This window comes from Pararhizobium qamdonense (genome assembly GCF_029277445.1).
GTDB lineage: Bacteria > Pseudomonadota > Alphaproteobacteria > Rhizobiales > Rhizobiaceae > Pararhizobium > Pararhizobium qamdonense.
In genome coordinates, this window is the sequence record NZ_CP119568.1 from 430581 (window position 1) to 452341 (window position 21761).

The following is a 21761-nucleotide window of genomic DNA, read 5'->3' on the forward strand; positions in this document are numbered from 1 at the left end:
GTTTCGATTGTCATCCGTTACTCTGTTAGCACTAAAAGGCCCGCCGAAGCGGGCCTCGTATTTCATCATGCGGAGGGTTATCAAGCAACCTTCTTCTTGCCAGCCTTAGGGTTTGCCGAAGCCTCACCAAGCTGGGTGAGCAGCTCGTCGGTGGTGATTTCCTCTTGGAGATTGGCGTCGAGCAAGGCAACAGCTTCTTTGTATCCAAGCTGTTCAGCCCAGGACTTCAGGGTACCGTAACGCGCGATCTCGTAATGCTCGACAGCTTGTGCTGACGAGATCAGCCCAGCATCGAGGGCGACCGAGCCCTTGTATTCTTCCATAATTTCCTCGCCTTCGGCGATGATACCCTGGATGGCTTCGCAGGTCTTGCCGCGGGCAGCCTTGCCGATGATTTCGAACACCTGCTGCAGGCGTTGGATTTGGCCGTCGGTTTCGTCGCGATGCTTCAAGAACGCGGCCTTGCCTTCTTCCGACTGCGCGGCGCGAGCCATTTTCGGAAGTGCTTTCAGGATCTGCTTCTCAGCGAAGTAAATGTCCTTGAGCGTGTCGAGGAACAGATCGTCAAGTGTCTTCTCAGCCATGTGATCTCCTTTTAGCGGCGAGCTTGAAATGCAGGACTCAACCACGCTTGCGTAAAATTGTTCCCCTCGGAACCGCCAGACCTGCACGTAGTTTCAGGTGCGGAGGTAGCGACATTACAAACTTGGAAACCGGAGAAACTTGTGCATCATAGCTGTGTCTTACCCATCATGAGTGTGGCGATGTGCCGCGCCAATGGCCACTCCTACCGCCATGGTTAGCTGTGAGCTTCTCGACTAGGGGCCGGTTCCTAAAATCCGCAGAATGGCGTCGTTTAGCTTGTCTGGTTGCCAACTGCGCAAGTTGGTTGTCGAGGAGGCCCGGTCTACAAGGTGAACTGGCAGCTCTCGAGGCCGCAGTTTCTTACCCACGGCGTTACCTTGGCTGTGGAACCATTTCCGATAAGACCGGTTTTCGGGTTTGAGCCTAGCATTTGTAGCATGAGTGCGGGTAGCGGAAATATTCGTAACAGATAGATAGGCCGGAGCGACATGAAACAGAATTGGCCGAAACAAATCTGGATTGTTCGTCATGGTGAAAGTGCCGGGAATGTTGCCCGCGACGCCGCAGATTTTGCTGGACATGCACACATCGATATCACCGAACGGGATGTCGACGTACCGCTGAGTACGCTTGGCCAACAACAATCTGACGCGCTAGCAGCATGGTTCGGCGGCTTAAAGATATCAGAACAACCAGATGTTATATTGGCATCACCCTATAAACGGGCACTGCGGACCGCCGAAACCATCGCCCAACAGCTTTCAGAGCCGCCAAAGTTCGCCGTGATTCTGGACGAGCGGCTGCGGGAGAAGGAGTTCGGCATCCTCGATCGATTGACACGTCGTGGGATCGAAGAGCTTCATCCAGATCAGGCTGAGCTTCGGCGGATCATGGGAAAATTCTATCACAGGCCGCCGGCGGGCGAGAGTTGGTGCGATGTGATTCTTCGACTACGAAGTATGCTCGATACGATCAGCTTGCACTACGCCGATCAACGCGTCTTGATCGTCGCTCATCAGGTGGTCGTTTTGTGCATGCGTTATATCATTGAGAATCTGTCTGAAGAGCAAATTCTGGAGATTGATCGGCAAGGCGACGTGTCGAATTGCGGGGTTACCGAATATGTCGCTGAAACTCGCAAGGAAGTCGGGGGGAGCCTGATCTTGAGGCGCTACAATTTCGTGGCACCGCTGATCGAGGCTGGAGCGCCGTTAACGGCTGAAACAGACGCTAACGTGGCTGCCCGATGATGAACTTTCAAATTATCGACTCCAACATGCTCGCGTCCCTTCCGCTGCCGCAACCAGCGGAAGGAAGCAAGGAAGAGCGCGGTCGGGTCTGCATTATCGGTGGAAGCACAGAAGTGCCGGGAGCTGTCCTTTTGGCTGCCCTGGGCGCAATGCGCGCCGGGGCTGGAAAACTTCAGATCTTCTCCGCAGAAAGCCGGGCCGGAGCGCTCGCAGTTGCTATGCCTGAAGCGTTGGTCATCAGCCTGGCAGAAACGCCAAATGGGGGTCTCCAGTGTGCGCCCTTTCAGTCCAGCGCTTCCAGGTGGGCCGACGCGAATGCGCTGCTTGTGGGCCCTGGAATGGTAGAGGAGCCTGATTGTCACGAGATACTGAAATGTCTGCTTGAAACTGCCAACGCAGCCAACATCGTCGTAGATGCCGGGGCTCTTCCCCGAATCACCGAACTCGGCGACAGTCTGTGCAAAAGGGTGGGGCGCATCATCATCACCCCGCATGCCGGAGAGATGGCGAACCTGCTAAGTGTAGACAAAGAGGTCGTTGAAGCCGATCCCGCCTCAGCTGCTTTACGATTGACGCAAGAGTTTGGATTGGTGGTTGTGATGAAAGGTAGCCAGACCATCGTCACTGCACCGGACGGGAACTGGCGTTACACGGGCGGTGGCGTCGGGCTGGCCACGTCTGGCTCAGGCGATGTCCTTGCTGGCATTATTGCAGGATTATTAGCGCGCGGTACCAAACCTGCGGCTGCGGCCATATGGGGCGTTTTCCTTCATGGCGAAGCAGGCTCAAAGCTCGCCAAGTCGGTTGCCCCGCTTGGATTCTTGGCTCGTGAGATTCCCGCCCTGATACCCCAGCTTATGATCGATGCTTCGTTCAAAAGGTAACCGCAATCTCGCCGCATTCCCCTTGCGATTTCGAAGCGTCCGTCGCCTTCATAATGCCATGGGTGTGACCATTCCGTATGTGAAAAAACGGCCGTTTTAATACGTTTGGGATCGCTGAATCAGTTCTTAACCTCAGTTTCGGAAATGATTTTGTCCCGTGTGCACCGAGAGCGACTGTTGCTTTCTCGATGCACGGCGATAAAGAACCGAAATTCAACGCTACATCAGCTTCAAATGAAATTCGGCAAGATCCCCATTGATGATGTCCGCATGCACTATTGACGCGATTTGGAGCCGATCATGACACTGCAGCCGCGGCGGCGTAAAGCGATCTGTTAAGCGCCTGTCACGCGGATCGCACGGCGCGGAACTTTCTCACTCTTGCGTGCGATCCACATGTCTGATCGGAACACCACCGCCGATGGCCATTGCGGGAAAGGTCTAGAAACAGCCATCCGCAATTTGGACCCTGACATGCCCGGATGGGGCGACGCTCACCCTTGGATGTCAGCAACTCTGCGGCTACCCAGCCGATACGGTCGGCGGTCGCATCCAGATGCTCTGCAGGTGAATGCTGCCATTCGATCCTGCCTGCCACACTGAACAATTTTCGTTTCGTCTGAGCGCTCTGTACCACATTGTTGAGAAGTGCCAGATCTGCCTCGCCGACCGAGCTCTCCTCCGATTCCGTCAGAAAAATGCGATGCAGGGCCTCTCGCAGTGCTCTTGCGTGGATCAGTTCTTTTTGAGCTTTGGAGGGCGATTTCATTGCGTTCGACCGCAGAACGGTGCGCTCGTCCTCGTCGATCAGATCGACGCGCCGCGCCCAGGTGACCAGATCATTGGGAGTATTCAAGAAATCGGGACCCCAGCGCTCACCGCGGCAGTCGACAGTGTTGACGAAGTCGAGGGCTGGGTGGCCGCCAAGTAGACTGATATCGGCGATGGTCTTCTGATTTGTCATTTCTTCAATATCGGATGAGGGAACGATTTGGGCAAGAGGGGGTTGTAACGGTTTATATGTTATTTAGCCGTTACAGAGATTGGACTGCCATGACCCTGGACCGCAAAAAAAACCAGCTTCGCTTTCTGATGCTGTGCATTATCTGGGGAAGCACCTGGATCGGGACCAAGGCGGGCATCGAAGTTGTGCCGCCCCTCTTGTTTGCCGGGACCCGTTTCACTGCGGCAGGCGTTTTGCTGCTACTATATGGGTGGGCCCGGGGCGAGGCAGCGACCTTCAAAGTTGGGGACAGCATCCGTTTTGTCGCCGTCAGTATGTTGATGATCACCCTGTGTTACGGGCCGTTGTTTTGGGGCATGCAGTATATCGATACTGGCACCGCCGCCGTCCTAGAGATGTCGCTGACACCGATCGCTCTTCTATGCTTTGCTCTGTTATTGCGCGAGGAGTGTCTCGACGTAAGGAGGGTTCTTGCAATCTTGCTTGGAGTGTCGGGGCTGATCGTTCTCTTTTGGCCATCTGCCGCAGATGGCGATGTTTCAAAGCCCGAGGCCTTTGCTGGCGCGAGCTTCTGGGGCGGATTGGCGGTCGCGTCGGCGGCGTTCACTTATGGATACGGCTCAGTGCTGGCACGGCCGCTGCTGCGATCCTATCCGGCCCTGTCCGTGGCGGGCATCACGACGTTGGTCGGCGGCATTGCCTTGCTGGCCGTAGCACTGCTGTCAGAGCCGGGTGCACTTTCCGCCCTCTCAGGCAACTGGGGCAAAATCGCCTGGACCGGCTGGTCCTTCCTCGTCATCTTCGGTTCGCTCATCGGCTATACCACCTACATGCGGCTGCTGAGGGATATCGGCGCATCGCGTGCCGGCAGCTATGCCTTCGTGTCGCCAGTGATCGCCGTCGCACTCGGCGCGCTCTTCTTTTCCGAGCAGGTTACCGTCTTAGACGTGGTCGGCATTATCGTCATGCTAATTGGCGCATATTTGGCAATGGCGGAAACGTCAGTCACGAAACCCACAGCGCTTGAAATGTGAGAACGAAACGTAAATCAGACGGCAACAGAATGTAATTCCTGCAGGCGACAGCGGAGGGAGGTGACGTCCTGATCAGGTAATATCTGGCCATATGGGACATTAACGGCACACCTGCTGACGATTTCGATGAGCCTGCGAAAAAGTCGGTCGGTTTCGGCGAAGATGGAAGGGACGTCGAGAGCCCGCCACTTTCATCTCGATGGATGGCAACACGGCAGGCTCGGTTTCATGCCAAGTGCCGCCTTGTTGCGTTTGGGACAGGTCGGCCGATCGGTGCGCATGCGTCAATCGTCTCAGCCCGGCCGTCGTATTATTGCAATTTCGGGAAGCGCGGAGCTCGGCATGCTTTCGATCCAGAGACGACCAGGGCCCTGTTCGTCTATTGAACGACCAGCACAACGCGTTCATCCATGGAAGAATGTTTGACTTTATTGCGCGACCCTGCTCGGGCGTTTAAAATGTCCCTATGGCGGTAACATTAATTGCCTGATCATCAGCCAAAGATAGTTGAGAAGGACCGATCCAACGGAGCATTGAGCTACATAATTGGCGCCGTCGGCGTCCTTATACCTGAGCTCTTTGGTGTCAAACGTCCATAGTCCCGCATTGCCATCTTTCTCCGAGGGAAAAAGACCCCGCTGGAGCGCGGCCAGCCACCTGATGGCGCTGGAGGGAGGCACAGGGGTGTCGTTCCAGCGGCTGAGGAACTTGCTGGCTGTAATTTTGTGACTCTATCGGTGACTACTCGTTGCACGGTGTCGGTAGAATGCCTTTGGCCGCCATCAAGATGTCAAGGTCGTTCTCGGATGGCCCAGAAACCTCGAAAAGCCTGCGTGCGTCTTCTGATGATAACCCGTACTTCAACGCAAACTCATCAATTGTCAGCGACCTGCCTCTCGTCGGGCGGTTTTTTAGTGATTTGTTTTGCATTTTTTTACCTCTCGACCGAGAGATGTTGCAGAGCTGAAGCCAGTCAATACAGCTCGTGTAGATTTTTTGCACCAAACCGAATTGACTTCAGTACGTGTTGAGTGACCCGCAAAATTCAGGACTGGTGGATGTGCCAGATCGTCATATTGCTTCCGTCTTGGCATGGCCCCTCTCAACCGATGATGAGGAGCCAATCTGCCAGAACGGCGCTTGCGAAAATCGACCTTAAGTCCACGTCCAAGACTGTCCTGGAATTGGCGGAATCGCTGTCCCGTTCCGCGAATCACCGGAATTCCTGTCCCGAAATTAGTGAAACACGCAACCAGAGATTTCTGGGTGCTTTGGAAACGTCGCTGATGGCCGGTCGAGGTCTGATGAAGGTTGGAGTATCCTGGCCTAGCTGAAAATAGTTGGTGATGCCTACAGCAGTTCCGCAACCGTCTTCATTCGACCAAGCTGTGGCCAAGCGAGTTTGACAAGGAACTTCTGCCCTCCTGACTGGTTCCCCTCCATTCAAAGGAGAAAGACCATGGGCAGTACTACACCGACAGATGGCGCACCCGGAACAACCGATCAGTCCCCACGTTGGGAAGGTCCGGAGGCAACGAGGCCACGGGGCTATCTTCCCGCGAAAGATAATCCCGACGTGGATCGGGATGCTTTGGGCGAAAACAATCAGGACCCCGAGCGCAATACCCCTTCCGATGCCCTCAAGATCAAGGAAGACGCCAAGGGCCAATACGCGAAATCTCGCGCTGATGGAGATAGCACGGGAGTTGCCAGTGCCAAGCCGACTGTGGTGACAGGATCAGAAGACGTAACCGGCCATCGCACTCCGCCGGGCGAAACGGCACCAGACAAGGATTGGGACGCCAATTTCGACGAAACGGAAAGAGATCGCTCCCGCGAGTAGTCGATGGCGGCCACGACATCGGGTCCGGAAGAGCCTTACCTAACGAACGAGATCCGGGCAGTCAGACCGGGACCGATCTCTTGGTCAAGGCTAGCGGCCAGAATCGAACAGCTCCGACCATGACATAAGTGCGCGATCTGATGGGACAGCGACCTGACGCTTAGTGATTTCACCTCGCTGCCCAGTCAACCTTCGTCCAAGTCAGCGACCATTCATACTCGCTGCCCTCGGTGTGGGTATAGAGGCCGTGGTCGTGCACTTTGGCCTCCAGAGTGGTAAATTCGGGCGGGGCCATGCCGGGCAAATCCATACGCGCGAATAGTCTCGAAGCTCATCCAAAGTGGTGACGTGCTGAACGTCCTGGCGCCCACGCACGCTAATCGTCCAAGCGTAGATGGTCTCGGATTCTCCTTGCCTACGCGCTCGTGAATAAAGGCGGTCTCTTCATTACTGTCTTTCGGGTCGTCATGCGCATGGGCGTACACACCCGCAGATTTCTCAAAACCTCTGATTGTTTCAAGCGTTTCCCAGCCGTGTCGGGTCGCTTCCTCCAAGATCATTTGCAAAGGACCGTCAACTTCTTCTGGCAGACCAGATGACGGTCCTTGTTAGATACTGGATATTTCAGTTTGTCGATCATCGCAGGCTCCTCCAACATGGAGACCCTGACCGGGTTTGGATTGTTCCGGCTATCTCTTTGGCGGAGAATCTGGCTTCTCGGCCATGCGCAACTCCCGCAGGCGCTGAGTTTTCCGCTGATCGGCTTCGCGACGCTCCCTAATCGCTTCCTGGGCTACAGCCTTTGATTGGTCGAAGTTTCCGAGTGCCGATGGTCCGCGCTTGCGTCTCTGTCTCGATTCTTCCATTTCATGCCTCCTGTGCTTTATTTGGCCACCTTCGCTTTGGCCTGTGTGAGTGCGGTGAATAGTTCTTCTGGGATGCAGGGCTTTGGCAACCAGATACCATCGTGGAAGTTGGGATCGGCGTCCTTGTTGCCTGAGCCAGAACAAATGACGAACGGCACACCTTTGTTCCTCAGAAGCGTTGCCACACTTGAAGACGGTCCGTCCTTTAACTGAATATCTAAAAGGGCAACGGCGGGGGTTTGCGATTGAAGCCATTCCTCAGCGGCGGCACGGCTTGATATAACTGTAATCTGCGTAAACCCAGCCCGCTCAGCGTAATGCTCATGGTCCATCGCGATGAGCGGCTCGTCTTCGAGTATGAGGATTGATTTACTTACGCTGGTGCTCATAGCGCCTCCTTCCAACACCCTAGGATGTATCGCAGGAGACTATCGAACTACCGGATCTGATTTTTGGCAATAAAATATTTAAATAGGTTGGGAATCGTCGCCAGGTTGGCCGTCCAAATGAATGCGGTCAGTTAACGGAGTTGTTGACGTTCACCTTGGCGACAGCGTTGCCTTGGCTGTCGGCAATCTCAACGCCCTTTACTTGGTGGCACGACCGCCGGCCATATCGTCAGACGCCATTTCCGAAAGGCTTGACTGTGCGTCGGCCTTCGCTTTTTCCAGATCGGGGAAGTTTATGCCTTCATCATCCCGTTCAGTGCCGTCGGCAGTAATTAGGTGGAAAAAGTAGTGCGGCATGCAGTGCCTCCAACCGGTCGAAATGACCGCGCACCGCGGGGCCAAGTTGGCTTGTGCTGGCTGGGGATTGGCAACAGTGCCAGCAGCGGTCAACTTGAACGGCGCATGTTTGTTCCGGGCGATTTTCTGGTCATTCGATGGATTAGATTCCGGTAGCGTCGCCTTATCTCTCGCCCTCTAAAAAGAGGCGTGTCTTAGCTTCCCGTCATTCGTCCAAGCGCTAAACTCGATCTCCGCAAATTTCCAAGTTTGAGGCAGCTGCTCCGAAAGAACTCCGTCTCGCGTTGAGGATGGCGTTTTGGACCGGACAGCGCCAGGGCGCTCCTGCACGCCTTATGGAACGCCTATGATGGTGAGAAGCTGAAGCTGCGACCAGACAAGACTGGCGTGAGGGTAGCAGTGCCATCGGGCAGCCACTTCGTGAGCCATTGGCCAGGACAGTTAGAGTCGCCCCGACTATCTTGGTAAATGCGCGTGGGAAGCCGTGGGCCTTAGAAGGGTTCAGAGCATCTTGGCGGATTGCCAAAAGGCCGACATCGTCGGGCTCACATTTCATAATCTAAGAGGAACTGCAGTAACTCGGACAGGCCTCACTGGCTGCACTACAGCTGAGATCGGTTCTCTAACAGACCTTAAGCTTTCCGACGTGGACGCAGTTCTCGACGCCCACTATTTTGTATATAGGGCTTACCTAGCCGCAAACACCATGAGGAAACTAGAAGGTTACGTGACTATGACGTGACATGGCCGTGACATCATGCTCGCAGAGGCCAAGAGCCCAGTATTAGTACTTGCAAAACCCCTAAATTAGTAGTGGTATGTGAACACTCTTGGGAGAGTGAGGCAGTGCATTCCATATTGCAGGTTTTATATTGTGAGCCATATTACGCCGCCATCTCCTGCCGGGAGTGGCGGCATTTTTTTTGGCTAGCTGGCCGGCTTACGCCGTGAAAACGTCATCAGCAAGATGCGGCGCGGATCGGCGCCGTTGACGATCAGATGCGCGACCCGGTGAGCCAGCGTGTTGGTCTTGCCGGATCCGGCGCCGGCGATGATCACCAAAGGTCCCGCCGTCTGTCCGTCTGCCAGTCCAACGCCGTGTTCCACAGCCTGCCGCTGCTGCTCGTTCAGTTTTTGCAGATAGGCAACCGTCATGCTGTGATCCCCGATAAGTACTTGTCTGTTCTGGCTGTTTTGGTATGTATGCCCGTCGCTTGCGCGTCGCGTTCCGCCATCCCGCCTTTAGCCCCGGCCAGAATCAGCATTGACTCATTTGGAGGGATAAGAACAAATAATGAACATATCAGCCGCGATCGCCGCTGAAAAGCCCTGAACAGCATGAGGAAGATATCCGCAGCCTGTCCTTAACTTCGCCTTCAATCTGACTGCTGCAGACTTCGCGAGCGCATCCAGTGCCCTCGAAGGGATACTTGTGCGCAAAGGGCAAGGTTCTTTCATCCGGTCGTTAGATCAGGGAACGGAAGGGCTTCCGCGCTAATCTAAACAGCCAGCCTCTTCTCCCGGAACGTTGGCGATCTACGGAGTTTTCAATATCAACCATCACTAAAGTAAATCAAGTTCCCTTGTAGAGGGTGCCGGAGGGTTCAATCCACTTTTCCGGCCGCACCCGCGAAAGTACGGCTCCCTGCCGCGGTTGTACGGGAGGTGAATCTTCAAATTGTCAGGACGAGCGGCGGAAGACGTCAAGACTTAAGCGCACTTCGGCCCGAGTTATTCCTTCAGCATCTTGAATTTCGATAGCAATCATATTTACAGGACTGATGGGGAGAAAATCTGGCGCCAACTCACAAATGGCGACACGGGCCTGCCCAATTGCCTGCTCTAGATCGTCAAATTCAATTTCATCATCGGAATTTGGTGCGGCGAGGTCATACGGGCTCCTAAAAAAAAAGATCGGCAAACTGGCCTCCTGTTAACGACAGCTTGGGTTGGTTGAAGCTCCTGTTTCGCCGGCTAGCTGCAGGCCCAGGAACTCTTATTTTCCGATGCTTGCGCGAAGTAATTTAGGCGCTTATCTAGTCCGTATGCGGCAAAAGAGGTTACCCGCTTTTGCGGGATTTCAGCTCCTTTGCAACCGACTTCTTCAATGCGTCCATAATGTTCACAATGTTGCTCTTTTCCTCGTCATCATTCTTCGTGGATTTCGCAGTCATGGCCTTCGACGGCTTTTTGGATTTCTTCTTATCGGCTATCAGCTTCAGCAAGCTTTCCTGGATCGGGTCGGACGCCATTTCCGGCGACCAGTCCTTCAGCCGTTTTTTAATCACTGCCTCAAGTGCGGAAACGCCTTTGGGATCTGACTTTTTATCTATGCCTGTGAAATATTCGCTTTCCGGCCGCACTTCATCTCCGAAGCGAAGGGTCCAGACGACGATGCCTTCGCCGCGCGCCTCCAGCACGACAGCCCGTTCCCGACGACTGAGGACAACGCGAGATATGCCGACGACATCCTCCGACGCCATAGCTTGCCGTATGACCGCGAAAGCTTCGTCGCCGATTTTGTCGTTTGCGGTGAGGTAGTATGGAGTTTCGAGATAGACCCACTCGATGCTTCCACGCGGAACGAACTTTTCGATGTCAATTGTCCGGACCGTCTCCAATTCGACGGAGTCCAGATCCTCGTCGGTCAGGAGCACATAATCGTTCTCACCGCGCTCGTAGCCCTTTGCTTCGTGTTCATCATCGACGGGCTTGCCGGTCAGGCTATCCACGTACTGGGAGACCACCCGGTTCCCGGTATCTTTGTTCAGCGTATGAAAGCGGACTTTTTCGGAGTCAGAAGTGGCTGGGGTCATTACCACAGGGCAGGTGACGAGCGAGAGCTTGAGGTAGCCTCTCCAATATGGGCGGCGCGGTGCCATCGATCAGCTCGCCTTCTTTTGTGCGGGTTTCGCCCGGCTTTTGGTGGATTTGGAAACTGTGGCCTTCTTGCCCGAATTGGCATTGGCGGCCTTCGGCTTGCTTGCCGCCGGCTTATCCATACCGGCGCTCTCGCGCAGAGCCTTGAGCAGGTCGTTCGGCTTGGAAACCTTGATGGGCTTGGGCTTCGGCAGGGTCTTGCCCTCCGCCTTCGCCTTCACCAGCGCGGCGAGGGCATCCTCGTAGCGATCATCGAATTTCGCGGGGTCGAAGTCCCCCTTCTTGGTAGTGATAATGTGCTTGGCCAGATCGAGCATCTCCGCTTCGACCTTGACCTTGGCCACGTCTTTGAAGATTTCATCGGAAGAGCGGACTTCGTAATCGTAGTTGAGGGTCGTTGCGATCATGCCCTTGCCGTGCGCCCGGATGAGGACAGTTCGCATCCGGCGGAAAAGCACAGTGCGAGCAATCGCCGTGGCACTGGTCCTGCTCAGGGCATCCCGGATGCTGGTAAAAGCATCGTGGTCGGCTTCGTCGACCGGTACCAAATAGTAGGGCTTATCGAAATAGATGTCGTCGATCTTGCCGCAGGGGACGAATGCTTCGGCTTCCAACATTTTGTCAGAGTCTGGCACAACCGCTGCCACTTCATCGGGATCAATCATGATGTAATCACCGTTGCCCGTCTCGAAGCCCTTCACCTGTTGGTCGCGTTCCACGACTTCCTCAGTCTCACTGTCGATGAACTCGCGCTTCAGGCGGTTTCCAGTGCTCTCGTTGATCATATGGAAGCTGATCCGCTCGGATGTCGAGGCTGCCGTGTAGAGGCCCACGGCACAACTGATTTCACCAATCTTCAGGTGACCTTTCCACTGAGCGCGATGTGCAGCCATTTCCGTCCCTTCCAGTCCGTTCCGGAGGAAACTCAACGCCGCCTAGTTAGTTCCGGCGTTTTCGTTGGATGGATCATCGTCATTCAGGGCGAAGGGTCAATGTTGAGGTTTCAGTGCAATGGCCGAAAAACCTGTGGCCGAACAGGATGGCAATGAAACCACTGGGGGACTAACAGCGTTTGAACAGGCGATAGAACATAAAGGACAAGTTGCCATGGCAGACGACAGCACTACGACAATACGAGCAACGTTCGAAACACGTGCGGCAGCTGATCTCGCCGTCGAACACCTTGTTCAGCAACACGGTATTTCCAGGCCCGACATTTTCGTCCAGTCCGCAAGTCGTGAAAATACCGCCGGCTCCAAGCCATCCGGTGGTGATGCCTCGCATGAAGGTGGCGCTCGCCAAGATGGGGCATTTGAAGGCGAAATCGAGGTCTCTGCGGATATCGCCGCTGATCAGGTCGCCGCCGTCCAACGAAGCTTCGGAGATGCCGGAGCGGTCCGCGTTTCGGGCAAATAGCAGTTTACGGGGCCGACTTGAGATCGGCCCCGTTTCTCTTGCGTCAGGATTATAAACCATGGCCTACAATCTCTCGACGTACCGCGGCAAGCGCGATTTTAAAAAGACCGCCGAGCCCAGTGGAGAGGCGAAGGTCAGTGCGTCCGACCGTCGTCGGTTCGTGATCCAGAAGCATGACGCGACGCGCCTTCACTACGATCTTCGGCTGGAGCTGGACGGAGTGTTTAAGTCCTGGGCGGTGACAAGAGGTCCCTCACTCGATCCCGGCGACAAGCGCCTCGCGGTTGAAGTGGAAGATCATCCGCTCGACTACGGAGATTTTGAAGGTACAATCCCCAAAGGTCAGTACGGTGGCGGGACAGTTATGCTGTGGGATCGCGGCTATTGGGAGCCGGAGGGAAAAAAGACACCGGAAGAGGCGCTCGCCAAGGGTGATTTCAAGTTCACGCTTGAAGGCGATCGCCTGCATGGCAGTTTCGTGCTCGTCCGCATGCGGCATGATCGCGATGGCGGCAAACGCACCAATTGGCTGCTGATCAAGCATCATGACGATTATTCTGTCGAGGAGAACGGCGCAGCCGTGCTTGAGGAGAACCATACATCGGTTGCATCCGGCCGGACGATGGAGGCTATCGCATCCGGCAAAGGTAAAAAACCCAAACCGTTCATGCTGCAAGGCGGCGCGGTGGAAGCGGATGCGGTGTGGGACAGCAATCATGGTCTTGCCGCCGAAGAGCGCAAGGCCGGGTCAAAGACAGCCACCAAGTCAGCGAAGAAGCCGGCGGCCAAACGCGCGAAATCTTCGATGCCGGACTTTGTCGCTCCCCAGCTTTGCGAGACCCTGGCGCGACCGCCAACTGCACATGGCTGGTTCCACGAGATCAAGTTCGACGGCTATCGCATCCAGATGCGAGTCGAGAACGGTGAGGTCACCCTGAAGACCCGCAAGGGCCTGGACTGGACGGCGAAATGGTCTGCCATCGCTGCGTCGGCGTCCAAGCTTCCCGACTGCATCATCGATGGTGAGATCTGTGCCCTCGATGAAAACGGCGCTCCCGATTTTGCTGCGCTGCAGGCTTCGCTTTCGGAAGCCAAGACGGACGACCTGGTCTTTTTCGCCTTCGATCTCCTGTTCATTGGGGACGAGGATCTGCGTGAATTGCCGCTCACCGCGCGAAAGGACAGGCTTGCTGCGTTCTTGTCCGACGCTGGCGACGATCCCAGGCTTCGCTTCGTTGAGCATTTTGAAACCGGCGGCGATGCGGTGTTGAAGTCTGCCTGCCGCCTGTCCCTGGAGGGTATCGTCTCGAAAAAGGCTGATGCGCCCTACCGGTCCGGTCGCACGGAGACCTGGGCGAAATCGAAATGCTGGGCGGGTCACGAAGTGGTCATCGGCGCCTATGCCACGACCAATGGCAAGTTCCGCTCGTTGCTTGTCGGCGTCAACCGCGGCAGCCACTTCGTCTATGTTGGTCGCGTCGGAATAGGCTATGGCGCAAAAGTCGTCGAGACATTGTTGCCGAAGCTGCAAGAGATGGAGACCTCGAAGTCACCGTTTACAGGCATCGGTGCGCCGAAGAAATCTTCAGACATTGTCTGGCTGAAACCCGAACTGGTCGCCGAGATTGAATTTGCCGGCTGGACGGGTGATGGCCAGGTTCGGCAGGCGGCGTTCAAGGGTTTGCGCGAAGACAAGCCGGCCGAGGAGGTGGAAGCCGAGACGCCCGCGTCTCCAGTCGAAAACGAAGTGCCCGATCCAGAAACTGACAAGCCGGCGCCCAGGAAGTTTCGCAAGGGCGCGAAGGTGGAGGTGATGGGCGTTATGATCTCGAGCCCCGACAAGCCGCTGTGGCCGGATGCCGGCGACAACGAGCCGGTCACGAAGCTCGACCTGGCGCGCTATCACGAAGCGGTTGGGCCTTGGCTGGTCGATCATATCAAGGGCCGACCCTGCTCGATCATTCGCACGCCCGATGGAATTGGTGGCGAGCAGTTCTTCCAGCGCCATGCCATGCCGGGGACGTCCAACCTGCTTGAGCTTGTCACCGTCTTCGGCGATAAGAAGCCCTATCTGCAAATTGATCGGGTCGAGGGACTGGCTGCGATTGCCCAGATCGGCGGCGTCGAGCTTCACCCCTGGAACTGCGAGCCCAACCAGCCGGAAGTGCCGGGACGGTTGGTGTTCGATCTCGATCCAGATGTTGAATTCTCCACCGTCGTCGAGGCCGCACGAGAAATCCGAGACCGCCTCGAAGACCTGGGACTTGTCAGCTTCTGCAAGACGACCGGAGGCAAGGGCCTGCATGTCGTCACGCCCTTGGGCTTGCCGAAGGGCAAGAAACTCAACTGGGATGAGGCGAAAGGCTTCGCGCACGACGTCTGTCAGGATATGGCGCGCGACAATCCAGAGCTCTACCTCATCAAGATGGCCAAGAACCAGCGCGAGGGCCGCATCTTCCTCGACTATTTGCGCAACGACCGGATGGCGACGGCAGTCGCGCCATTGTCGCCGCGCGCACGTCCGAGCGCAACCGTATCGATGCCCCTCAACTGGAGCCAGGTGAAAACGGACCTGGATCCCAAGCGATTCACCGTCAGGACCGTACCGGAGCTGTTGAAGAAGAGCACCGCGTGGCAGGACTATTGCGACGGACAGCGGCCGCTGGAACAGGCCATCAAGCGGTTGGCAAAATCGCGAAAGGCGGCGGCTTGAGTATGGCTACAAGTGATTGAGCGATGGATGCGTGCCGACGCGCTGTTGTTCCGCGGAGGGGAGAAGCGCCTCGTCGCCACCGATCCGGCCTGGATTCCACTCCGTCTGGCACTCCGTTTCCACAAGATCGGCAGGAGCAGAGCCGCAAGCAACCTGTTTTCCTATCTGCTGCGCCGGCTGAGAGCCAAAGGTCCGGTAGCATCATTGAAAGCGGTGCCGTTCCAAGGGGTGACAAGTGCTGCGATGGTCTACGACACCCAGCCCATCGTCGATCATTTCCGCAAGGTCGACGATAATCGCCTCATGGGAGCCATGGTGATCGAAGGTGACGAGCGCATCTATTTCTTCGAGCTCGAGCGCGTTAAAGATGTGTGAACTGATGCGGCAGGCTCGGCCTGCCGCGTCAAGCTAGTTTCGCCGCCGCAAATGGAGCGACGAGGAGAAGCTTCAGATTGTCGCCGAAAGTCATAGCGACGAGATGTCGGTCAGTGCTGTTGCGCGGCGGCAAGGTTTGTCGCCTGGTCAGTTGTTCACCTGGCGGCGGAAGTCGCGGAAACAATCGGAGCAGACGTCAACGCCGATGTTCGTGCCAGCAGTGATGGATAAGCCTGCAGAGATGCCTTTGAGAGCAACGGTAGTTAGAGAGCGTAAAGTTGGATGAGATCCCGCAGGGACGATTGGCTGTAGCCCAGATGCGTCCTCCGTGGGCCTCCACGATGGAGCGGCAGATAGAAAGTCCCATACCAATGCCATCAGATTTCGTGGTGGAAAGCGCGCAAATAAGTGAGAACGCTCTAAATGTCCGTAACGTTCATTTGCCGGGCAGATCGTTGCGCGCCTCGACCCTCGCAAAACAATACTGCGGTAGGGCACTTTAGTCTGCATGTTGTGGTTGTTTTGTTTGCTTCTTCGCGAAATCCCGGGCAGCCTGAATAAATGCGCTAAAGGCGGCTGGCGGATTTTTCCTGCCGGGATAGTATAAAGCCAGTGGCGCCAGCGATGGAGTCCAATCCTCGAGAACGCGCACCAGTCGGCCGGCCGCAAGATCATCACGCACGTCCGCTTCCATAACGTATCCGAGCCCGACGCCATTTTGTGCCGCTATTCTGACAAGGCTCGATTCGTCGAGAGTGATCGAGCCTTGTACATCGATCTGGACAGCCTCCCCGTCCTTTTCAAATTTCCACCGAAACAAGGCGTTGTCGGGAAGCCGAGCGCGGATGCAACGAAACCGGTAAAGGTCGGCTGGGACGATTGGCTTTCCGTGAGTGCGCAGGAAGTCTGGCGATGCAACAACTGCATTGCTGCGCTTCAAACCGAGCGGTACGGCGATCATGTCGGCCGGCACCAGATCAGCCGGCCTCAAGCCCAGGTCGAAGCCCGCGGCAACGATGTCAACGATCCGTCCCTCCGTGACCAGATCAATATGCACCTGAGGGTAGCGCTGCATGAACGACATTATGAGCGGTTCCATGACCTCGCGCGCTGCTGTCGCGAAGGCGTTGATGCGCAATGTGCCCGCCGGAGTGTCCTGAAGCGATTGGACCGTGAGCATAGCATCGTGGATGTCCTTCATTGCGGGGCCAACCCGCTCGGCAAAAGTTTTTCCAGCGTCGGTGAGCGAGACGCTACGCGTTGTACGGTTGAACAGGCGAACGCCAAGACGCTGCTCAAGCTTTGCAACGGCGTTGCTTAATGCTGTTGTGGACATGCCGAGCTCAAGCGCGGCCGCTCGAAACGAGCCCAGGCGCGAGATGCTGAGAACGGCGTCCAGATCGACTAAAACAGAGCGCGTCATTATTCCTCTTTTCGTAATTCCACATCCTTCTTTATCCCAGTTATCGTGTCAACCGCCCTGCCTTAGATTGTGCTTATCGAACTCAAACGGGAACGAGGCCTCCAGCGCGCGATGCTGGAATTGATGGAGGATCATAATGACAATCAAACTTCCCAAGGCGATCGAAGCGTATTTCGAAGCCGACCGGACTGGCAGCCCGGACGCGATCGCTGCCACTTTCACTGCAGACGGCATCGTGAAGGATAAGGGCAAGACCCACCGCGGTGGTGATGCCATCCGCGCCTGGATGGCTGATGAAGCTCAGCAATACAGCTACACGGTGGAACCCTTCTTGATTGCCACCGACAACGGGAAAAGCCAGGTAACGGCCCATGCCGTCGGCGACTTCCCGGGCAGCCCGATCGATCTGCGTTTCTTCTTCGTCCTCGCGGGCGACAAGGTCGCCGAACTGGAGATCACAGTATGACACAGTTCCTCACCTTGCAGGGCCGTCGCGCCCTCATCACTGGCGGCACTTCGGGGGCCGGCGCTGCAGCCGTTGCGCTGTTCAAGGAGCTCGGTGCCAGCGTATTGACCACCGCTCGTAAGAAGCCTGTTGACCTCGCGGGAGCGACGTTCGTCGAGGCCGATCTGACCACCACGGCAGGGGTACAGACCGTCGTCGATGCGGTGCATAGGGAACTCGGCGGCCTTGATATCCTTGTGAACATGCTGGGCGGCTCTTCGGCCCCTTCAGGCGGCTTCGCGGCGCTCACCGACGAGGAATGGGAGAAGGAGTTCGCCCTTAACTTCCTTCCGGCGGTCAGACTGGATCGCGCTTTGATCCCTGGCATGGTCGCCCAGGGAAGTGGTGTCGTCATCCACGTCACCTCTATCCAGAGAAACCTTCCGCTACCCGAGGCGACGACCGGCTACGCTTCAGCCAAAGGAGCCCTTAACACCTACAGCAAAAGCATCTCCAAAGAGGTTTCTCCGAAGGGTGTGCGGGTGGTACGGGTCTCTCCGGGCTGGATCGCCGACCCGGGGGCCAACGGCCTGGCCCTGCGCATCGCCGCGGAAGCCGGCATCGAGTACGACGCCGCGGTGCAGGTGATCATGAACTCGCTCGGTGGCATACCGCTTGGGCGACCGGCCAAACCGGAAGAGGTCGCCGATCTGATCGCATTTCTTGCATCGGATCGGGCAGCATCGATTACAGGGACCGAGCACGTCATCGACGGCGGGACCGTCCCGACCGCTTGATCTTTCAGTCAGCTCAAACTCTTGCAGGTCAGGCGGGTGCGTCCCACCCGCCGATCTGGGAGTAGATCGCGTCACGAAGATGCCGCACGTCGCGGTTCAGGGCTGCAAGTTCCGGGGGTGTCTGGGTCGAGGCTGCCAGCAAAGTATCGCTGAGGCAGCCTGCCCTGTGCTGCAATGCACGACCTTGGTCTGTCAGCGCAACCAGGACCTGCCGTTCGTTGTTCAGGTTGCGCGTACGACTTAAGTGTCCGGCTGTTTCAAGACGCTTTAAAAGCGGGGTGAGCGTGCTGGATTCCAAGGCGAGCTGATCTGCGATGGACACTACAGTCTGCTCGTCTTTTGCCCAAAGAACGTTCAGGACGAGATATTGCGGATAGGTCAGTCCCAGCTCGTCGAGAAGGGGCTTGTAAGCGCGCTGGATGGCAATGCCGGCGGTGTAAATCGCATAGCACAGCTGGTGGCGCAGGGGCGGGGGGTCGTTATGGCGTTGGGTCATTTTGAACTCCTGTAGCCATCCATATAATCCAACTTATCACGAAAACCAATATCGCGATAAGATTCATGTTGACGCGCGGCTGGAGATGTGAAAACTTATAGTTATCGCGATAACAGTTATCGCATGCATACAAAGGAGATGACCATGACACGCAAGTCCACAACCACCGTTGCCGCGATTGCAGTTGCTACCGCTTTGTCCGCCGCACTATCGGCAAACGCTGCTGACACAATTCCTCAGAACCAGTCCGTAAAGAACGTCGTGCTCGTCCATGGCGCCTTTGCCGACGGGTCGGGCTGGAAGGGTGTTTACGACAATCTGACGAAGCGCGGCTATCACGTTACCATCCTGCAGAACCCGTTGACGTCCCTGGCAGACGATGTCGCCGCCACCAAGCGTGCGCTTGAGCGGCAGGATGGTCCGGTCATTCTCGTTGGGCATTCCTGGGGCGGCACGGTCATCACGGAAGCTGGCATCGATCCAAAGGTTTCGGGCCTCGTCTATGTCTCCGCACTCTCCCCGGATGCCGGCGAGACGACGGCTCAGCAGTATCAAGGGTTTGCTCCTGCATCTGAGTTCGTCATCGAGACGACCAAGGATGGTTTTGGATATGTCAGCCCGGCAAAGTTCAAGGCTGGTTTCGCGCATGACGTCAGCGATGCCGAGGCCGCGTTCATGAGCGCTTCGCAGGTGCCGATCAACATGTCGGCGTTCGGCACCAAGCTCGAGAATGCCGCCTGGCGGACCAAGCCGAGCTGGGCCGTCATCGCCACAGAAGATAAGGCATTCGATCAGGCCATGCTGATCCACATGGCCGAGCGCATCAAGGCGAAGATCACTAAAGTGTCGGCAAGCCACGCCCTGTTCATGACACAGCCGACGGTCGTCGCGGATACGATTGACCAGGCAGCCAAGGCCGTTTCGGCAATGTAGAAATGATAGATACTGCGTTGTCGGGACATCCCACACTGTCCCGGTAACGACCTTCAAGGTCTGTCCAAACAGGCGCGGCAGGGTCAGAGCGAGCACGCAAGCGCCAACTATCTTTGGCTGAGTTTCATTGCCCGGCTTCGCACTCTAGCAACTCCACATCACCCGCAATATCCCTAAATCATTCACGGAGGTAGTCACGTGAAGCTGAATACTCATGACCAAAATGCATCCGAAAATCCGCGCCTTTCTCAGAGCGAGGTCGGTGATGTCTTCGACTTCATTGTCTGCGGCGCCGGCTCGAGCGGCTCGGTCGTCGCAGCACGGCTGGCAGAAAATGGCAGCGCGAGCGTACTGCTACTCGAAGGGGCGGAGATGATAAATCCGAAACGGTATCGAACCCTGCTCAGTGGCCGCTCAACCTTGGCTCCAGCCGGGATTGGGGCTTTGTCGGGCAACCGACGCCTGGTCTGGCTGGGCGGCGGCTTCCTCTTAGCATGGGCAAGGGGCTTGGCGGCGGCTCAAGCATTAACGTCATGGTCTGGGCGAGAGGGCATCGGGAAGACTGGAATCATTTTGCCGAAGAGGCAGGTGATGCCGCCTGGGGATATGAGTCCGCCCTTCGCTACTATCGCCGTATCGAGGACTGGCAGGGCGCGCCGGACCCGGTGCGTCGCGGCGTGGGAGGGCCGGCTTATGTCGCGCAGCCCCAATCTCCGCAACCAGTGGCGGAAGCTCTTTTGAGCGCGGCTTCGGCTATCGGCGTTCCGGTGTTCGATTCGACGAACGGCGAGATGATGGAAGCCGAAGGTGGCGCGTCAATCGCCGAACTGCGGATCCGCGATGGCAAGCGAGAATCCGTATTTGGTTCCTATGTTCGTCCCATGCAGCCGCGCCCAAATTTGACGGTAATGACCGAGGCGGTGGTCACGCGCCTCATCTATGATGGTAAGCGAGTGCGGGGAGTAGAGGCGCTCATCGATGGTCAACGGCGCCGGTTGATGGCGCATTGTGAAACCGTGCTGTCGCTGGGGGCGATCAATACACCAAAGGTCCTGATGCAGTCCGGTATCGGCCCGGAAGACGAGTTAAGGCTGCATGGTCTTCCGGTTGTCCAGCATTTGCCCGGTGTCGGTCGCCATCATCAGGATCATCTCGCTTTCGGCTGCACATGGGCCTATCGAAAGCCGCAAGCTGTCGGCGGTAGCGGATGTGAGGCAAACATCTACTGGAAGAGTAATGCGCGTCTATCCCAGCCAGACATCCTCCAGTGCCAGTTGGAGTTCGCAGTTCCGTCGCCCCTTGAGACCGGTCTTGAAACGCCGGAGCACGGCTGGACAATTTTTAATGGTCTCGCACAGCCGAAAAGCCGTGGTCGTTTGCGGCTCTCTGGTCCGAACATAAACGATCCTATCCTGATCGACCCGAACTCCCTGAGCGAGCCGGAAGACATGGCTGCCGCATTGGCCGCCGTCGAGTTGTGTCGCGAACTCGGTAATAGCGAGGGCCTTTCCCCGTTGGTGGCAGCAGAAACAGCTCCAGGTGCGCGCGACAGATCAGGCATGATCGATTTCGTCCGACGCTCGGCCGTCACCTACTGGCATCAAACCTCCACCGCCAAGATGGGACGCGATAACATGTCGGTCGTCGACAATGAGCTCAAGGTCTATGGCATTGAGGGTCTTCGCATTGCGGATGCCTCGATTATGCCCCGGATCACGACCGGCAACACAATGGCGCCCTGTGTTGTCATCGGTGAGCGAGCGGCCGATCTGATCGGAATTTCACATGGACTGGGCGCTCAGCGCGATCTTGTCGCTCCGTTTGTCTGATCCTGAAAGTTAGAACTTAGCGCTCACCATTACATGGCGCTAAGTTCTCAGCGGACTGTCATGGAGTCCAATGTCTTAAAGTGCGTTCGGCGCTCGGTTTTTTATCCATGATAAACGGATGCTCTCTTTAAAAACTTGAAGGTTGCAAGTTCGTATCCGTTCAAGAGCACTTATCAGCTAATCACGCAGCCATTTCAGAACACTCGATTTCCGCACATATTTCCGAACAGCGAAACTGTCACAGAGCGGCCGCGTTCAACGGCTGACGCTCGAAGTCCGGAA

The 21761-nt window shown here is 56.5% G+C and carries 20 protein-coding genes and 4 pseudogenes; 14 read left to right on the top strand and 10 right to left on the bottom strand.

Features of this window, described 5'->3' with window-relative positions; translation table 11 throughout:
• Positions 1-80 precede the first annotated feature (80 nt).
• Entirely contained in the window at positions 81-584 is a 504-nt protein-coding gene (locus PYR65_RS27515) for a YciE/YciF ferroxidase family protein (RefSeq protein WP_276121949.1), read from the bottom strand.
• A 489-nt stretch (positions 585-1073) separates the two neighbouring features.
• Between PYR65_RS27515 and PYR65_RS27520 the strand changes: the two genes are divergently transcribed.
• Together PYR65_RS27520 and PYR65_RS27525 are read left to right on the top strand one after the other, a co-directional pair.
• Entirely contained in the window at positions 1074-1835 is a 762-nt protein-coding gene (locus tag PYR65_RS27520; RefSeq protein WP_276121950.1) for a histidine phosphatase family protein, read from the top strand.
• Positions 1832-2719, top strand: a complete 888-nt coding sequence (locus PYR65_RS27525) for an NAD(P)H-hydrate dehydratase (protein WP_276121951.1) — start codon at positions 1832-1834, stop codon at positions 2717-2719. Before PYR65_RS27520 ends, PYR65_RS27525 begins: the two co-directional genes overlap by 4 nt.
• 346 nt (positions 2720-3065) lie before the next feature.
• Here the strand turns inward: PYR65_RS27525 and PYR65_RS27530 are convergent, their stop codons facing one another.
• Entirely contained in the window at positions 3066-3683 is a 618-nt protein-coding gene (locus tag PYR65_RS27530) for a CGNR zinc finger domain-containing protein (protein ID WP_276121952.1), read from the bottom strand.
• Between the two features lie 89 nt (positions 3684-3772).
• Between PYR65_RS27530 and PYR65_RS27535 the strand changes: the two genes are divergently transcribed.
• From PYR65_RS27535 to PYR65_RS27550, 4 genes and pseudogenes are all read left to right on the top strand, one after another.
• The gene (locus PYR65_RS27535) at positions 3773-4717 is read left to right on the top strand and encodes a DMT family transporter (protein ID WP_276121953.1); all 945 of its coding nucleotides are present in this window, start codon (positions 3773-3775) and stop codon (positions 4715-4717) included.
• A 1459-nt stretch (positions 4718-6176) separates the two neighbouring features.
• Positions 6177-6374, top strand: a pseudogene (locus PYR65_RS30645) (hypothetical protein); the annotation flags it as partial.
• Positions 6363-6560 (top strand): hypothetical protein, encoded by a 198-nt coding sequence (locus PYR65_RS27545; RefSeq protein WP_276122345.1) that lies wholly within the window; start codon positions 6363-6365, stop codon positions 6558-6560. The pseudogene PYR65_RS30645 and the gene PYR65_RS27545, both read left to right, overlap by 12 nt.
• A gap of 629 nt (positions 6561-7189) precedes the next feature.
• Positions 7190-7366, top strand: a complete 177-nt coding sequence (locus tag PYR65_RS27550; RefSeq protein WP_276121955.1) for a hypothetical protein — start codon at positions 7190-7192, stop codon at positions 7364-7366.
• Between the two features lie 77 nt (positions 7367-7443).
• On the opposite strand, the gene PYR65_RS27555 is transcribed toward PYR65_RS27550, so the two are convergent.
• The 6 genes and pseudogenes from PYR65_RS27555 to ku (PYR65_RS27580) all read right to left on the bottom strand — a co-directional run bounded on the left by PYR65_RS27555 (position 7444) and on the right by ku (PYR65_RS27580) (position 11945).
• Positions 7444-7815 carry a response regulator gene (locus tag PYR65_RS27555; protein ID WP_276121956.1) on the bottom strand — a complete coding sequence of 124 codons (372 nt, stop codon included), beginning with the start codon at positions 7813-7815 and terminating at the stop codon, positions 7444-7446.
• 198 nt (positions 7816-8013) lie between these two features.
• Positions 8014-8172 carry a DUF6894 family protein gene (locus PYR65_RS27560; RefSeq protein WP_276121957.1) on the bottom strand — a complete coding sequence of 53 codons (159 nt, stop codon included), beginning with the start codon at positions 8170-8172 and terminating at the stop codon, positions 8014-8016.
• Positions 8173-9114: 942 nt separating this feature from the next.
• A pseudogene (locus PYR65_RS27565) lies at positions 9115-9327 on the bottom strand (UvrD-helicase domain-containing protein); the annotation flags it as partial.
• A 526-nt stretch (positions 9328-9853) separates the two neighbouring features.
• Entirely contained in the window at positions 9854-10093 is a 240-nt protein-coding gene (locus PYR65_RS27570) for a DUF6894 family protein (protein WP_276121958.1), read from the bottom strand.
• A 139-nt stretch (positions 10094-10232) separates the two neighbouring features.
• Entirely contained in the window at positions 10233-11054 is an 822-nt protein-coding gene (ku, locus tag PYR65_RS27575) for a non-homologous end joining protein Ku (protein ID WP_276121959.1), read from the bottom strand.
• Between the two features lie 3 nt (positions 11055-11057).
• Entirely contained in the window at positions 11058-11945 is an 888-nt protein-coding gene (gene ku, locus PYR65_RS27580) for a non-homologous end joining protein Ku (RefSeq protein ID WP_276121960.1), read from the bottom strand.
• A gap of 214 nt (positions 11946-12159) precedes the next feature.
• Here ku (PYR65_RS27580) and PYR65_RS27585 point away from each other — a divergent pair, with 214 nt between their 5' ends.
• The 4 genes and pseudogenes from PYR65_RS27585 (at position 12160) to tnpA (ending at position 15842) form a co-directional block, all read left to right on the top strand.
• Complete coding sequence (locus PYR65_RS27585) at positions 12160-12468, top strand: hypothetical protein (RefSeq protein WP_082546863.1); 309 nt, start codon at positions 12160-12162, stop codon at positions 12466-12468.
• A 58-nt stretch (positions 12469-12526) separates the two neighbouring features.
• Positions 12527-15181, top strand: a complete 2655-nt coding sequence (gene ligD / locus PYR65_RS27590) for a DNA ligase D (protein WP_276121961.1) — start codon at positions 12527-12529, stop codon at positions 15179-15181.
• A gap of 27 nt (positions 15182-15208) precedes the next feature.
• Positions 15209-15556: pseudogene (locus tag PYR65_RS27595) on the top strand (DUF4334 domain-containing protein); the annotation flags it as partial.
• A gap of 76 nt (positions 15557-15632) precedes the next feature.
• The gene (gene tnpA, locus PYR65_RS30650) at positions 15633-15842 is read left to right on the top strand and encodes an IS66 family insertion sequence element accessory protein TnpA (protein ID WP_407951371.1); all 210 of its coding nucleotides are present in this window, start codon (positions 15633-15635) and stop codon (positions 15840-15842) included.
• Between the two features lie 213 nt (positions 15843-16055).
• Here tnpA and PYR65_RS27600 read toward each other — a convergent pair whose 3' ends face one another.
• Positions 16056-16979: a LysR family transcriptional regulator gene (locus PYR65_RS27600; protein ID WP_276121962.1), complete on the bottom strand. Its 924-nt coding sequence runs from the start codon at positions 16977-16979 to the stop codon at positions 16056-16058.
• A gap of 136 nt (positions 16980-17115) precedes the next feature.
• Between PYR65_RS27600 and PYR65_RS27605 the strand changes: the two genes are divergently transcribed.
• Entirely contained in the window at positions 17116-17445 is a 330-nt protein-coding gene (locus PYR65_RS27605) for a nuclear transport factor 2 family protein (RefSeq protein WP_276121963.1), read from the top strand.
• Positions 17442-18221 carry an SDR family oxidoreductase gene (locus PYR65_RS27610; RefSeq protein WP_276121964.1) on the top strand — a complete coding sequence of 260 codons (780 nt, stop codon included), beginning with the start codon at positions 17442-17444 and terminating at the stop codon, positions 18219-18221. The genes PYR65_RS27605 and PYR65_RS27610 overlap by 4 nt, the downstream gene beginning before the upstream one ends.
• 28 nt (positions 18222-18249) lie before the next feature.
• On the opposite strand, the gene PYR65_RS27615 is transcribed toward PYR65_RS27610, so the two are convergent.
• A complete protein-coding gene (locus PYR65_RS27615) occupies positions 18250-18717 on the bottom strand; it encodes a MarR family winged helix-turn-helix transcriptional regulator (protein ID WP_060640072.1) in 468 nt (155 codons plus the stop codon).
• A 144-nt stretch (positions 18718-18861) separates the two neighbouring features.
• On the opposite strand from PYR65_RS27615, the gene PYR65_RS27620 reads away from it, so the two are divergent.
• Positions 18862-19650, top strand: a complete 789-nt coding sequence (locus tag PYR65_RS27620; RefSeq protein WP_276121965.1) for an alpha/beta fold hydrolase — start codon at positions 18862-18864, stop codon at positions 19648-19650.
• 198 nt (positions 19651-19848) lie between these two features.
• Positions 19849-21479: pseudogene (locus tag PYR65_RS27625) on the top strand (GMC family oxidoreductase).
• The last annotated feature ends 282 nt before the right edge of the window (positions 21480-21761 follow it).

What these genes read in the sequence shown, in the direction of transcription:
- PYR65_RS27585 (WP_082546863.1), top strand. Translation starts at nt 12,160, where the DNA reads ATGGCAGACGACAGCACTACGACAATACGAGCAACGTTCGAAACACGT.
- PYR65_RS27560 (WP_276121957.1), bottom strand. Translation starts at nt 8,172, where the DNA reads ATGCCGCACTACTTTTTCCACCTAATTACTGCCGACGGCACTGAACGG.
- PYR65_RS27620 (WP_276121965.1), top strand. Translation starts at nt 18,862, where the DNA reads ATGACACGCAAGTCCACAACCACCGTTGCCGCGATTGCAGTTGCTACC.
- PYR65_RS27530 (WP_276121952.1), bottom strand. Translation starts at nt 3,683, where the DNA reads ATGACAAATCAGAAGACCATCGCCGATATCAGTCTACTTGGCGGCCAC.
- PYR65_RS27605 (WP_276121963.1), top strand. Translation starts at nt 17,116, where the DNA reads ATGACAATCAAACTTCCCAAGGCGATCGAAGCGTATTTCGAAGCCGAC.
- PYR65_RS27615 (WP_060640072.1), bottom strand. Translation starts at nt 18,717, where the DNA reads ATGACCCAACGCCATAACGACCCCCCGCCCCTGCGCCACCAGCTGTGC.
- PYR65_RS27600 (WP_276121962.1), bottom strand. Translation starts at nt 16,979, where the DNA reads ATGACGCGCTCTGTTTTAGTCGATCTGGACGCCGTTCTCAGCATCTCG.
- ku (WP_276121960.1), bottom strand. Translation starts at nt 11,945, where the DNA reads ATGGCTGCACATCGCGCTCAGTGGAAAGGTCACCTGAAGATTGGTGAA.
- PYR65_RS27525 (WP_276121951.1), top strand. Translation starts at nt 1,832, where the DNA reads ATGATGAACTTTCAAATTATCGACTCCAACATGCTCGCGTCCCTTCCG.
- PYR65_RS27555 (WP_276121956.1), bottom strand. Translation starts at nt 7,815, where the DNA reads ATGAGCACCAGCGTAAGTAAATCAATCCTCATACTCGAAGACGAGCCG.
- PYR65_RS27535 (WP_276121953.1), top strand. Translation starts at nt 3,773, where the DNA reads ATGACCCTGGACCGCAAAAAAAACCAGCTTCGCTTTCTGATGCTGTGC.
- ku (WP_276121959.1), bottom strand. Translation starts at nt 11,054, where the DNA reads ATGGCACCGCGCCGCCCATATTGGAGAGGCTACCTCAAGCTCTCGCTC.
- PYR65_RS27520 (WP_276121950.1), top strand. Translation starts at nt 1,074, where the DNA reads ATGAAACAGAATTGGCCGAAACAAATCTGGATTGTTCGTCATGGTGAA.
- PYR65_RS27610 (WP_276121964.1), top strand. Translation starts at nt 17,442, where the DNA reads ATGACACAGTTCCTCACCTTGCAGGGCCGTCGCGCCCTCATCACTGGC.
- PYR65_RS27515 (WP_276121949.1), bottom strand. Translation starts at nt 584, where the DNA reads ATGGCTGAGAAGACACTTGACGATCTGTTCCTCGACACGCTCAAGGAC.
- ligD (WP_276121961.1), top strand. Translation starts at nt 12,527, where the DNA reads ATGGCCTACAATCTCTCGACGTACCGCGGCAAGCGCGATTTTAAAAAG.